Source organism: Syntrophales bacterium, assembly GCA_035363115.1.
Classification (GTDB): Bacteria; Desulfobacterota; Syntrophia; order Syntrophales; family PHBD01; genus PHBD01.
In genome coordinates this window covers 1-13,148 of the sequence record DAOSEM010000006.1, presented here as the reverse complement: position 1 = coordinate 13,148, position 13,148 = coordinate 1, and the positions used below count along the sequence as shown (strand labels likewise).

Genomic DNA, 13,148 nt, shown 5'->3' with positions numbered 1-13,148 from the left:
CGGCGGAGGAATTGAGAGAAGGCAGGGTTTTCCCTTGCCAAGGGGAACCCATTATGCTAATGGCCGGCAGATTTCGCACATCCCCGGACCGGCAGGGGGTTGCTTTTCCTTGGAAAAGTTCCCTGGCGGGGTGATGGGGGTGGAGGAAAAAACAAAAGGAGAAAGACTATGGCAGCACTGATTTCCATGAAGCTCCTGCTCGAGGCGGGAGTCCACTTCGGTCACCAGACCAACAAATGGAACCCGAAGATGAAAACCTACATCTTCGGCGCCCGAAACGGCATCTACATCATCGATCTCCAGCAGACCGTCGAGATGTTCCACAAGGCTTACGACTTTGTCGTGAACACCGTGGCGAACGGCGGAACCATCCTGTTTGTGGGAACGAAGAAACAGTCCCAGGAAGCGATCCGCGAGGAGGCCGGGCGCTGCGGCATGCCTTACGTCAACCAGCGCTGGCTCGGCGGTATGCTGACCAACTTCACGACCATCAAGAAAAGCATCGACCGCCTCAACATGCTGGACAAGATGTTCCAGGATGAAAGCGTGCGGGCCTTCCCGAAGAAGGAGATCATGAAGCTCCAGAAGGAGCGCGACAAGCTCCTCAAGGTTCTCGGAGGAATCCGGACACTCAAGGGGCATCCGGGCGGCCTGTTCATCGTGGACCCGAAACGGGAAGACATCACCGTGCAGGAGGCGCGAAAACTGGGAATTCCGATCACGGCCATCGTGGACACCAACTGCAACCCCGACCTGATCGACTATGTGATCCCCGGCAATGACGACGCCATCCGGGCCATCAAGCTCTTTTCCTCCCGCATCGCCGATGCGGTCATGGAGGGGAAGAAGCGTTACGAGGAAAAGATCCAGGCGGAGAGCGACAAGGACGCCCGCGCACAGGAGGCTCCCGTCGAGGAGGCCGAGCCGGACGTTCCGGAGAGCGTGGAGAAGAAGGAGAGTCCCGAGGGACAGGCCGGATCAACGGAAGCAACTGCTTGATTTCAACGATACAAGGATGGAGGTTTGAACATTGGAAATTACATCCGCAATGGTAAAAGAGTTGAGGGATAAAACAGGCGCCGGTATGATGGACTGCAAGGAAGCCCTGCAGTCCTCCAGCGGCGATTTTGAAAAGGCCATCGACTTCCTGCGCAAGAAGGGCATGTCGGCGGCTACGAAGCGCTCCTCCAAGGCCGCCAAGGACGGTGCCGTCGGCTCCTACATCCACATGGGCGGAAAGATCGGCGTCCTCGTGGAGATCAACTGCGAGACCGACTTTGTGGCGAAGACGGACAACTTCACCGGTTTCGTCAAGGACATCGCCATGCATGTGGCGGCATCGAACCCCCTGTACCTGAAGAGCGAAGAGATCCCCGCGGCCGACCTCGAGCGGGAAAAGGCCATTTATCGGGATCAGCTTGCCCAGGAGAAGAAGCCCGAGAAGATCTGGGACAAGATCATCGAGGGGAAACTCAGGAAGTATTACGAGGATGTGTGTCTCCTGGACCAGAAATTCATCAAGAATCCCGACATCACGGTGAAGACGCTTCTGAACGAAATGATCGCCAAGACGGGAGAGAACATCATCATCCGTCGCTTCGCCCGGTTCCAGCTGGGAGAAGAGTTGAAGGGCTGATTTGGAAAAGCCGGTATTTCGCAGGGTACTCCTGAAGCTCAGCGGGGAAGCCCTTGCCGGGGGCCGGGGCTTCGGCTTCGATTTCGAGGTGATCGAGGGAATCGCCCGGGAAATCAAGTCGGTCGTGGCCCTGGGAGTCCAGGTCGGTCTGGTCATCGGCGGCGGCAACATCTGGCGGGGCGGCATCGCCGCCGCCCGCGGCATGGACCGGACGTCGGCGGACTACACGGGGATGCTGGCGACGGTCATCAACGGACTGACCATGCAGAGCGCCCTGGAGGCCCAGGGCGTTCCGGCCCGTGTTCTCTCCGCCCTGGACGTGAAAGGGGTGGCCGAGCCTTATATCCAGAGGCGCGCCATCCGTTATCTGGATGAAGGCAGCGTCCTTCTCCTGGCCGGAGGGACGGGAAATCCTTTTTTCACCACCGACACGGCGGCGGCTCTCCGGGCCATCGAGATCAAGGCCGAGGTACTGCTCAAGGCCACAAAGGTGGACGGCGTCTACGACCGGGACCCCGTCGGCCAGCCGGATGCGATCTTCTTCGATCGCATCGGCTATGCGGATGTCCTGGTGAAGGATCTGAAAGTCATGGACGGCACAGCCGTTTCCCTCTGCCGGGACAACGGCATGCCGGTGATCGTCTTCAACCTCCAGAAAAGTGGAAACATCAAGCGGGTACTCTGCGGGGAACCGGTAGGGACCCGGTTAGGAGCGTAAAATCATGAAAGAAAAGGTATTTGCCACGCTGAAGGAAGATATGGACCGGTCCACCAGCGCCTTGGAGAAGTCATTCAGCAAGGTGCGGACGGGACGTGCCTCCCTGGCGCTCCTGGACGGGATCAAGGTCGATTACTACGGGGTGCCAACGCCGCTCAACCAGGTGGCCAATCTCTCGATCCCGGAGAGCCGGATGATCCTGATTTCCCCTTGGGACACCAGCGTCATCGGGGCCATCGAGAAGGCGATCCAGAAGGCGGACATCGGCCTCACGCCCACGAACGACGGAAAACTGGTGCGGCTGGCCATTCCGGTCCTCACGGAGGAGCGCCGGAAGGAACTGGTGAAGGTTGTCAAGAAGATGACCGAGGAATGCAAGGTCAAGCTCCGGAACGCGCGCCGCGATGCCAATGAGGAGTTCAAGACGCTGAAGAAGGACAACAAGATCTCCGAGGACGAGATGTTCACCCAGCAGGAGGATGTGAAAAAGCGCATGGACAAGGCCATCGAGAAGGTGGATGCCCTCCTGGCGGCGAAGGAAAAGGAGATCATGGAGATCTGACGGGGTGTGCTTCGAGCGCATCACTCCGGGACAGGCTTCCGGCGGTCAGGGATCAAACGGATTACAGGCCCGACAGGGCCGGCACGATAAAGGGAGCGGAGGCTCCCTTTTTTTTCGGGCTGTCGAAAAAGGGTCTGACGGCGGCGTTTCCCTCATCCCACTCAGCGAGACATGGGCAGGGATTGCAGATCCCTCACCCCTGCACCCTGCAGCTCTGGATTTCGGGGACCTTGCGTCCAGACCGTATCGCCGTCCCGGAGCAGTGAAGGAATCCCGGCAGGGGTGGGAGATTGCAATCACCCCGGGGATGTGCTACGGCCAGAAAAAAAGGAAAACGAGTCCAACTGTGAGCGATTTCAACGGGATTGATAGAGAAAATCTTCCCCGGCACATTGCCGTGATCATGGACGGCAACGGCCGCTGGGCAAAGAAGCACGCCCTGGGGAGAATCGCCGGCCATCGGAAGGGGGCCGAAGCGGTTCGGACCACCGTGCGGACTTGCCGGGAGATCGGCATTCAATACCTGACGCTGTACGCCTTCTCGGTGGAGAACTGGATGCGCCCTGCACGGGAGGTTTCGGCACTGATGGACCTCCTGATCGACTATCTCCAGTCGGAGGCCCGGGAACTCCGGGAGCGGGGGATCCGCCTGCAGACCATCGGAAATACCGCGGCGCTCCGGGAGCCGGTACAGCGATTCCTCCGGGAGACCATGGAGGAAACGAAGGAGGGCCGGGACATGGTCCTGATCCTGGCGCTGAGCTACGGCGGCCGGGACGAGATCCTGCAGGCCGCCCGTGCCCTGGCGGCGAAATGCTCGGCCGGGCTCCTGCCCCCCGAAGGCATCTCGAAGGAGGTGTTCGAAGAGCACCTCCAGACCGCCGGAGTGCCTGATCCGGACCTGCTGATCCGGACCAGCGGCGAGTTCCGGATCAGCAATTTTCTCCTCTGGCAGATGGCCTACACGGAATTCTTTTTTACCGACGTCCTGTGGCCCGATTTCGACCGCGCCGAGCTCCTGAGGGCCATTGCCGCCTATCGGCAGCGGGAGAGGAGGTTTGGGTTGACGTCCGAGCAACTCTAATAATGGGCGTTTTTCAACAGACCGGAGGTGTCATGGCAAGCTCACACTTACAGCGCTGGCTCACGGCGATCGTCGCCGTGCCGATCCTGTTCGCCCTGGTCCTGTTCGGTGGGGAGATCCTCTTTTTCCTCCTGATCCTGGCCGTTGTCCTCCTCGGCATGGAGGAATACACGCGCATGTCCTTCGGGGAGGGGCACCCCTGGGAGCGGTGGGAGGGCCTTCTCTTCGCCGCGGCGATCTGTCTCGCCGCCCGGACGGGCGATCCTCGGATCCTCATGGCCGTGACCGTCTTTTCGGTCCTGATCGTATTCATGACCTACCTGCCCCGGATCCGGGAGGACCATTTCGACATCCTGCCGGTACAGAAACTGGCCTTCGGCATCCTCTATATTCCCCTGATGATGTCCCACATCATCCTGATCCGGCAGGCCCCGGACGGCGTCCTGTGGATCTTCTTCGTCCTTGTCCTGGCGTTTTCGGGAGACGTGGCGGCATTTTACGTAGGCCGGACCTTCGGGCGCAGCAAGCTGCTTCCCCTGGTGAGCCCCGGAAAGACCGTCGAGGGGACCCTGGGCCTGTTCGCCGGGAGCGTCGTGTGCTGCCTGATCTACCGGTATTTTCTCCTCCCGGACCTCCCGGTGGTCCACACGGTAGCGCTGGCCCTGGCGGGGAGCGTAATCGGGCAGCTCGGCGATCTCTGCGAATCGGCCCTGAAGAGGGCCTCGGGAACGAAGGATTCGGGAACGCTCCTCCCCGGCCATGGAGGCTTCCTGGACCGCCTGGACTGCCTGATCTTTATCGGGCCTTTTGTCTACTACTACAAACTCTTCCTGCTTCCATGAGAAAACTCTCGATTCTCGGATCCACCGGCTCCATCGGAACCAGCGCCCTGGATGTGGTGCGGCGCAACCGCGCCCGCTTTGAGGTCGTTGCCCTGGCCGCGGGGCGAAACCTGGACCTCCTGAAAGAGCAGATCGTTGAGTTCGACCCGGAGGTGGTCTCCGTGATGGACGAGGAGCATGCCCGGCGGTTGCGGGAGATGACCGGCCCTGTCCGGGCGGACATCCTTTCCGGCACGGAGGGCTGTTGCCGGTGCGCCTCGCTGAAAGGCGCGGACATGGTCCTGTCGGCCATGGTGGGGGCTGCGGGGCTTCTGCCGACCCTGGCGGCCATCGAGGCGGGAAAGGCCATCGCCCTGGCCAACAAGGAGACCCTCGTTACAGCGGGATCCCTCGTCATGGAGCGGGTCCGGGCGAAGGGGGTCATGCTGATTCCGGTGGACAGTGAGCACAGCGCCATCTTTCAATGCCTAGAGGGACAGCAGAGAGGGGCCGTGCGGCGTATCGTCCTGACAGCGTCGGGGGGGCCTTTTCTCCGCCATACCCGGGAGCAGATGGAGGCAGTCACGACCGCGGAGGCCCTGAAGCACCCGAACTGGACCATGGGCCGGAAGATCACCATCGACTCGGCTTCCATGATGAACAAGGGGCTGGAGGTCATCGAGGCGCGGTGGCTCTTCGACGTGGACTACGACCGGATCGACGTGGTCATTCATCCCCGGAGCATCGTTCATTCCATGGTGGAGTTCCGGGACGGCTCCATCCTGGCCCACCTCGGGGTGCCGGACATGCGGATCCCCATCGCCTATGCCCTGACCTGGCCGGAGCGGATCCCGCAGCCCGGCTCGCTTCTGGACCTGACCCGGGCGGGAGCCCTGGAGTTCCTGGAACCCGACAGGGAGCGCTTCCCGAGCCTGGATATGGCCTATGCCGCCGGGCGTGCTGGAGGGACTGCCCCGGCCGTCATGAACGGGGCGAACGAGATCGCCGTGGAGGCCTTCCTTAAGGGAAGAATTCGCTTTACAGACATGGCTGCGACGATTAAAGAGGTTCTCTCCCGTCATGACAGGGAGGATATCCGGTCCGTCGAGGACGTCCTGCGGGCGGACCGCTGGGCGCGGGAAGCGGCCCAAACCATCATCGAGAGGCAAGGCGCTTGATCGGCATCAGCATCGTATCGGTCATCATCCTCCTGGGCGTTCTCATCTTCGCCCACGAGCTGGGGCACTTCCTGGCGGCCAAGTGGTCCGGCGTCGGGGTCCTGAAGTTTTCCCTGGGCTTCGGCAGGAAGATCTACAGCCGGAAAATCGGGGAGACGGAGTACCTTCTTTCCCTCATCCCCCTGGGGGGATACGTGAAACTCCTGGGGGAATCGGAGGCGGAGCTCCTGCCGGTGGACGAGCGCCACCGCTCCTTTTCGAACAAATCCGTCTGGGTCCGGATGGGCATCGTCCTGGCCGGCCCCGTCTTCAATTTCATCCTCGCCGTTCTGATCTTCGCCGGTGTTTACATGGCCGGTGTCCCGACCCTGACCGGCACGATCGGGACGATCCAGGAGGGCTCGGCGGCCATGGAGGCGGGGATGCACCCGGCGGACACCGTGGTGGCCATCGACGGGAAGAAGATACGCAAGTGGGAGCACCTGGCGGAGATCATCAACGCCAGCGGGGGCAAAACGCTGCAGATCACCGTGGATCGGGCGGGCGCGAAGCACGAGCTGTTCGTTACGCCCCGGTCCATGAAGGGAAAGAACCTCTTCGGGGAGGAGATCGATACCTGGAAGATCGGCATCAGTCCGGATCCAAAATTCGTGACGGAGCGGCTGAATCCGGCCGAGGCGCTCTGGGTCAGCCTGCAGAAGACCTGGATGCTGAGCAAGCTCACGCTGGTGAGCATTGTCAAGATCTTCGAGGGGGTGCTTTCGCCCAAGACGCTGGGAGGCCCGATCTTCATCGCCCAGCTTGCGGGCACTCAGGTGCAGGAAGGCCTGGTTCCCTTCTTCCTGCTCATGGCCCTCCTCAGCATCAATCTGGGGGTCCTCAACCTGCTGCCGATCCCGGTCCTCGATGGCGGGCACCTGCTGTTCTACGTCATCGAGGCGGTCATGCGGCGGCCGGTCAGCGTCAAAATCCGCGAGTTCGCCCAGCAGGTGGGCTTCGCGTTCCTCATTCTCCTGATGCTCTTCGTCTTCGGACTCGACATCGACCGGCTCCTGGCGGACAACCCGATTTACGAAGGCTTCGTGCGTTTCTTCACCGGAAAATAATGCATATCCTGGCCCTGGATACGGCAACCAAAACGGTCTCTGCGGCCCTCCTGGAGGATGAGCGGATCCTTGCGGAGGGGTATGCGGACCTGGACCGTCATCACGCCACCTCCGTCCTTCCTTTCGTACAATCCATCCTCGACCTGGCGGGCGTTGACGTCGGGAAGATCGACCTCCTGGCCGGGACGGGCGGGCCCGGTTCGTTCACGGGGCTCCGCATCGGCGCCGGGACCCTCAAGGGGCTGGCCCTGGCCACGGGGAAACCGATCGTACCGGTCTCAACCCTGGAGACTCTGGCCGTGAATGCCGCCGGATGCGGGATTCCCGTCTGTCCGCTCCTCGACGCCCGGAAGGGACAGGTCTACGGAGGCCTCTACCGCTTTGCCGGGAACGGGGTTCCCTGCTCCGTCATTCCGGACGCTACCATAAACCTGTCGGATCTCCTTGAAAAGATTCACGAGTCGGTTCTCTTCCTGGGAGAGGGGGCCGTCGTCTACGGGGAAACGATTCGGGAGGGACTCGGGGAAAAGGCGTGCTTCGCCCCGCCCCCGTTAAACGGCATCCGGGCCTCCGCAGTGGGCTGGCTGGCGCTTCATCATTACCGGGAAGGGCGGTCTGCCGACCCCCTCACGTTCATCCCCGCCTACCTGCGGAAATCCGAGGCCGAGACAAGTGGGTAAGGCCCCGCCGGGCGGGAACTCCGTTGACATCCGGACCGTTCTCGGATATTAGGCAAATCATAGTCCGGGGTCGGCCGACGCCCGCCGGGAGAATAAATTCATGAGCCGAAACAGCATCATCGTACCGGAAGGCATCCCTTTCATCGCCATCCCAGCCTTCTTCGCGCTGACCTCCTGGTTTGCCGGCTATCCCGTCTCCGCGACGATCCTGGCGCTCATCACCCTTTTCGTGCTCTGGTTTTTCCGGAATCCCGAGAGAAAAACACCGGATGCGGCGGGCCTTGTCATTTCCCCCGCCGACGGGAAAGTCATCTTCATCGGCGAGGCGGAAGAGGCGGATATCCTGCAGGGAAGGGCCAGGAAGATCTCCATTTTCATGAATGTCTTCAACGTCCACGTGAACCGCGCACCCTGCTCTGGGACGGTGGAGCAGATCCGCTACTACAAGGGAAAGTTTCTCGTGGCGAGCCTGGACAAGGCGTCGTCCGACAACGAGCGCAACGCCGTCCTGATCCGGACGGAAGACGGAAAGAAGATCCTGACGATTCAGATCGCCGGGCTGGTGGCCAGGAGGATCGTCTGCTGGCTGAACGAGGGCATGACCGTAACCCGGGGCGAGCGATTCGGGCTCATCCGATTCGGTTCGCGCCTGGATGTCTTCCTGCCCCTGGAGTCCACGATCTCCGTTAAGGTCGGAGACGTGACCCGGGCCGGGGAGACCCCCCTGGGGGTGCTTCCGTGAGCGAGAAAACCGGTCGCATGCGCGACGGCATGAAGAAGGGAATCTACGTTCTTCCGAACCTCTTTACGACGGCCAGCATGCTGTGCGGCTTCTACTCGGTGGTGGTCTCGACCCACGGCCATTTCGAGACGGCCGCCTGGGCGATCATGGCAGCCCTCGTCCTGGACGGCCTGGACGGCCGGATCGCCCGGATGACAAACACGACCAGCAAGTTCGGGGCCGAGTACGATTCCCTGGCGGACCTGGTGGCCTTCGGGGTTGCACCGTCCATCCTGGCCTATACCTGGTCGCTTCACGCCTTCGGCAAGTGGGGATGGCTGGCGGCCTTCCTGTTCGTCACCTGCGGGGCCTTGCGGCTCGCCCGGTTCAATATCCAGATCGGCATCATCGAGAGCAAGGTGTTCAACGGGCTGCCGATTCCGGGGGCGGCATCCGTGATCGCCACAGGGGTTCTCCTCTACCATTACATGGGCTTCCAGGGGTTGTTCCCCAATACGGGGGTACTGGTCGGCGTCATCTGCCTGTCGCTGTTCATGGTGAGCAGCATCAAGTACTACAGCTTCAAGGATCTGAATTTCTTCGCCCGGAAGCCGTTCATATCCTTCGTGCTCATTGTATTCATCCTGGTCATCATCGTTGCGGAGCCCCAGATCATGGTGTTCACGTTCTTTGCCGGGTATAGCCTCTCCGGTCCGGCCTGGCTGCTCTACAAGCTGATCCGGAGGGCGATTTACGGCGCAGAGGGAAAGAATTCGGCCGGTCATGCCGATACGCATCCTATGACCAAGAAGTAACCGCCATCAGGAAGGGTAGGCGCAAAGGAATGCGGCGACATGCCCCGCTCCGGAGCTCTGCCCTTTTACTTTGTTCGGAAAGGGTTTGTCATGAATTCATGGAGTGTCGCAGTGGTCGGCGCCACCGGTGCCGTGGGCAATGAAATGATCCGGATCCTGGAGCAGCGTGACTTTCCCGTCGGGAAGCTCAAGCTGCTGGCATCCGAGCGATCCCTGGGCAAGTCCCTGGAGTTCCGGGGGAAGTCTTACCCCGTGGAGGTCCTGAAAGAAGATTCCTTCGGCGGCGTCCAGATCGGGCTTTTCTCCGCCGGTGGGAGCATCAGCGAGAAGTTCGCCCCGATCGCGGCCCAGGCGGGCTGTGTCGTGGTGGACAATACGAACGCCTTCCGCATGGTGCCGGAGATCCCCCTGGTCGTTCCGGAGGTCAATCCGGAGGCCATCGCCCGGTACAAGAACCGGGGAATCATCGCGAATCCGAACTGCTCCACCATCCAGATGGTGGTTGCCCTCAAGCCGATTCACGATGCCGCCCGGATCAGGCGGATCATCGTCTCCACCTACCAGGCCGTCTCCGGAACCGGCAAGAAGGCCATCGACGAGCTGGAACATCAGACCCGGGCGCTCCTGGCCTGCCAGGAGCCGGCGGTGAAGGTCTATCCCCACCAAATTGCCTTCAACTGCCTGCCCCAGATCGATGTCTTCATGGAGAACGGGTACACCAAGGAAGAGATGAAGATGGTCAACGAGACGAAGAAGATCATGGACCCCTCCATCGCGGTGACGGCGACGACCGTCCGGGTGCCCGTGTTCTACTGCCATTCGGAATCGGTGAACATCGAGACGGAGCGGAAGATCACCGCTGCGGAGGTCAGGGAGATTCTTGCCAAAGCGCCGGGTGTGAAGGTGGTGGACGATCCGGCGAGCCGGCAGTATCCCCTGGCAATCCATGCCGCCGGAAAGGACGAGACCTTTGTGGGGAGGATCCGGGAAGACGAGTCGATCGCCAACGGGATCAACCTGTGGGTGGTTTCGGACAACCTTCGAAAGGGAGCGGCCCTGAATGCCGTCCAGATCGCCGAGATCCTGATCCGGAAGTACCTGTGAACCATCGGGAGTTGTCGGCGGTGGACCGGAAGGCCCGGTGATGCGGGAGGCGGGCGAATGAGGGTGATCGCCGGAACGGCCCGGGGGAAACGGCTCTTCGCCCCGAAGGGAAACCGTGCCCGGCCCACGTCCGACCGAATCCGGGAGGCCCTGTTCAACATCCTCCGGGATGTCCGGGAATTCGCCTTCCTGGATCTCTACGCCGGCTCCGGGGCGGTCGGCATCGAGGCTCTGAGCCGGGGCGCCGCCCGTGTGGTCTTCGTGGAGCAGGACCCGAGGATGGCCGGGTTCCTGAGGAGAAACATCCGGGAGTGCGGTTTCGACGGATCCTCGGAGGTCCTGGAAACCGATGCCTTCACGGGCATCCGGCGGCTCTCCCACCGGGGGGAGCGCTTCCATCTGGTATTTGCCGATCCGCCCTACGCCGGGAAACGGACCGGCGGGATCCTGAAGGAGACGGCCGAGTGGCCGCTCCTGGTCCCGGAGGGACGACTGGTGATCCAGCATTCATCCAGGGAGGAAAGGGCGGCCGGGACGGCGGAAGGCTGGCGCATGGCGGACACGAGACAATACGGCGACACGATTTTATCTTTTTACGAAAAGAATGCGCGCGGAGAAGAATACGCATGAAAAAGATCGCTGTTTATCCTGGTTCTTTTGATCCCATCACAAACGGCCATATCGACATCATCGAGCGGGGGCTCCGGATCTTTGACGAACTGGTGGTTCTCGTGGCGTACAACCCAAACAAGGCATCCCTCTTCACGGTCCAGGAGCGGATGGAGTTGATTCACCAGGTTCTCAAGGAATCGGTGCACGACTGGGAGCGGGTCCGGGTGGACAGCTTCGCGGGGCTGCTGGTGGATTACGCCCGCAATACGGGAGCCGGCATCATCCTGAGAGGCCTCCGGGCCGTGTCCGACTTCGAGTACGAGTTCCAGATGGCCCTCATCAACCGTCGCCTCAACCGGGACGTGGAGACGGTATTCCTCATGACGGGCTACAAGTGGTTCTACACCAGTTCCAACCTCATCAAGGAGGCGGCAAGCCTCGGCGGCTCCGTCCGGGGCCTGGTACCCGATCTCATCCACAGAAAGCTGCAGGAAAAATTCGACAAGAAATAGGAATGGAAATCATGAAGCTGTCACCTCGAGCAACCCTCATCAAGCCGTCTCCGACCCTGGCCGTGACGGCAAAGGCGGCGGCCCTCAAGGCGGCCGGCAGGGACATCATCGGCTTCGGGGCCGGAGAGCCGGACTTCGATACGCCGGAGCACATCAAAAAGGCCGCCGAGGAGGCCATCCGGGCGGGCTTCACGAAATACACCCCCGTCGGGGGGATCGATGACCTGAAAGACGCCGTCATCGCCAAGCTGAACCGCGACAACGGCCTCGCGTACAGCCGGCCCGAGGTCATGGTCTCCTGCGGGGCCAAGCACAGCCTGTACAACCTGGCCCAGGTCCTCTTCGGCGAGGGGGACGAGGTGATCGTCCCGGCGCCCTACTGGGTGTCCTATCCGGACCTGGTTGTTCTGGCAGGGGGGACGCCGGTGATCCTGGCGACGGAGGAGAAGGACGGGTTCAAGGTTCGCCCGGAGGCACTCCGGAAGGCCGCTACGGGACGGACGAAGGCCCTCATTCTGAACAGCCCTTCCAACCCGACGGGGTCTGCCTATACGGAGGCGGAGCTGAAGGCCCTTGCGGAAGTCGTCCTGGAAACGGGGATCCTGGTGATCACCGATGACATCTACGAGAAGATCCTCTACGACGGCCGGAAGTTCGCCAACATCGTCAGCGTCGACGGCCGGCTGAAGGACCAGGCCGTCGTCGTGAACGGCGTGTCCAAGGCCTATGCCATGACGGGCTGGCGGATCGGCTATGCCGCCGGTCCCCGGGAGGCCATCAAGGCGGCGACGGACCTCCAGAGCCAGAACACCTCGAATCCGACCTCCATCGCCCAGAAGGCCTCCGTGGCGGCCCTGAACGGCGACGAGTCCGTCGTAAAGGCCATGGTCGTGGAATTCCAGAAGCGGCGCGACGTCATCACGGCGGGTTTGAATGCGGCGCCGGGCGTATCCTGCCGCCTGCCCGAGGGCGCCTTCTACGTCTTTCCGAACGTGGAGGGGCTGTTCGGGCGCAAGTGGCGCGACAGGGTTCTCAGCGGTTCTGCGGACGTGACGGAATTCCTGCTGGAGGAGGCGAACGTGGCGGTTGTTCCCGGCGGCGCCTTCGGCGACGACCGGTTCATCCGTCTCTCCTATGCCACCTCCATGAAAAACATCGAAGAGGGGCTGCGCCGGATCGCCAAGGCCGTCGCGAACCTGGGCTGAACAAACACGGAGGACAGGCGTTCGCCTGTCCTCCGCTACCTTTCCCCTCTTTTTTCTCCCTTCCAGACGCAGGCATTCGCTCTATACATCGTATATTTTGGCTCTGCTGTCTCCCGGTGCTTTCCCTTGATTCAAGCATCATAGCACGGGGGCTGCCACGGGGGCTCCCGCCGTCGCGAAAACGTTTCCGCTCTTCGCCTTCTGAAACGGAAGAGCCTGGGGTCCGGAAACGTTTTCCAATTGCTCCTCTGGGAACCCCCGGTCGCGCCCCCGCGAACGTCGGCCGGCACAAACAGGGACATTTCGCCTGTCTTTACTTGCGAACGTCGGTCGGGTAGAGGGGCTTCCCGGAGCGCGAATAGCGGCTTTTTCGGGGTACCCTGCCGTCGCAGCG

The 13,148-nt window shown here is 61.7% G+C and carries 15 protein-coding genes; all 15 read left to right on the top strand.

The features are described from left to right. The first annotated feature begins 168 nt into the window (after window positions 1-168). The 15 genes from rpsB to PLO63_12050 all read left to right on the top strand — a co-directional run bounded on the left by rpsB (window position 169) and on the right by PLO63_12050 (window position 12,754). Complete coding sequence (gene rpsB / locus PLO63_12120) at window positions 169-999, top strand: 30S ribosomal protein S2 (protein ID HOI74879.1); 831 nt, start codon at window positions 169-171, stop codon at window positions 997-999. A 31-nt stretch (window positions 1,000-1,030) separates the two neighbouring features. Continuing rightward, complete coding sequence (gene tsf, locus PLO63_12115) at window positions 1,031-1,636, top strand: translation elongation factor Ts (GenBank protein HOI74878.1); 606 nt, start codon at window positions 1,031-1,033, stop codon at window positions 1,634-1,636. Window position 1,637: 1 nt separating this feature from the next. After that, a complete protein-coding gene (pyrH, locus tag PLO63_12110) occupies window positions 1,638-2,354 on the top strand; it encodes a UMP kinase (protein ID HOI74877.1) in 717 nt (238 codons plus the stop codon). 4 nt (window positions 2,355-2,358) lie between these two features. Continuing rightward, window positions 2,359-2,916, top strand: a complete 558-nt coding sequence (gene frr, locus PLO63_12105) for a ribosome recycling factor (protein HOI74876.1) — start codon at window positions 2,359-2,361, stop codon at window positions 2,914-2,916. A 346-nt stretch (window positions 2,917-3,262) separates the two neighbouring features. Beyond that, a complete protein-coding gene (locus PLO63_12100) occupies window positions 3,263-4,000 on the top strand; it encodes an isoprenyl transferase (protein ID HOI74875.1) in 738 nt (245 codons plus the stop codon). A 32-nt stretch (window positions 4,001-4,032) separates the two neighbouring features. Further along, a complete protein-coding gene (locus PLO63_12095) occupies window positions 4,033-4,842 on the top strand; it encodes a phosphatidate cytidylyltransferase (protein HOI74874.1) in 810 nt (269 codons plus the stop codon). Then, the gene (locus PLO63_12090) at window positions 4,839-5,999 is read left to right on the top strand and encodes a 1-deoxy-D-xylulose-5-phosphate reductoisomerase (protein ID HOI74873.1); all 1,161 of its coding nucleotides are present in this window, start codon (window positions 4,839-4,841) and stop codon (window positions 5,997-5,999) included. The genes PLO63_12095 and PLO63_12090 overlap by 4 nt, the downstream gene beginning before the upstream one ends. Next, window positions 5,996-7,105 carry an RIP metalloprotease RseP gene (gene rseP / locus PLO63_12085; GenBank protein HOI74872.1) on the top strand — a complete coding sequence of 370 codons (1,110 nt, stop codon included), beginning with the start codon at window positions 5,996-5,998 and terminating at the stop codon, window positions 7,103-7,105. The genes PLO63_12090 and rseP overlap by 4 nt, the downstream gene beginning before the upstream one ends. Next, a complete protein-coding gene (gene tsaB / locus PLO63_12080; protein HOI74871.1) occupies window positions 7,105-7,785 on the top strand; it encodes a tRNA (adenosine(37)-N6)-threonylcarbamoyltransferase complex dimerization subunit type 1 TsaB in 681 nt (226 codons plus the stop codon). The genes rseP and tsaB overlap by 1 nt, the downstream gene beginning before the upstream one ends. A gap of 100 nt (window positions 7,786-7,885) precedes the next feature. Beyond that, window positions 7,886-8,527: a phosphatidylserine decarboxylase family protein gene (locus tag PLO63_12075; GenBank protein HOI74870.1), complete on the top strand. Its 642-nt coding sequence runs from the start codon at window positions 7,886-7,888 to the stop codon at window positions 8,525-8,527. Further along, window positions 8,524-9,321, top strand: coding sequence for a CDP-diacylglycerol--serine O-phosphatidyltransferase (gene pssA, locus PLO63_12070; protein ID HOI74869.1), 798 nt, complete (start codon window positions 8,524-8,526; stop codon window positions 9,319-9,321). Before PLO63_12075 ends, pssA begins: the two co-directional genes overlap by 4 nt. Window positions 9,322-9,411: 90 nt before the next feature. Then, window positions 9,412-10,425: an aspartate-semialdehyde dehydrogenase gene (locus tag PLO63_12065; protein HOI74868.1), complete on the top strand. Its 1,014-nt coding sequence runs from the start codon at window positions 9,412-9,414 to the stop codon at window positions 10,423-10,425. A 57-nt stretch (window positions 10,426-10,482) separates the two neighbouring features. Next, on the top strand, window positions 10,483-11,055 hold the full coding sequence (gene rsmD / locus PLO63_12060; protein ID HOI74867.1) for a 16S rRNA (guanine(966)-N(2))-methyltransferase RsmD: 573 nt from the start codon (window positions 10,483-10,485) through the stop codon (window positions 11,053-11,055). Then, window positions 11,052-11,549, top strand: coding sequence for a pantetheine-phosphate adenylyltransferase (gene coaD / locus PLO63_12055; protein HOI74866.1), 498 nt, complete (start codon window positions 11,052-11,054; stop codon window positions 11,547-11,549). The genes rsmD and coaD overlap by 4 nt, the downstream gene beginning before the upstream one ends. 11 nt (window positions 11,550-11,560) lie before the next feature. Further along, entirely contained in the window at window positions 11,561-12,754 is a 1,194-nt protein-coding gene (locus PLO63_12050) for a pyridoxal phosphate-dependent aminotransferase (protein ID HOI74865.1), read from the top strand. The last annotated feature ends 394 nt before the right edge of the window (window positions 12,755-13,148 follow it).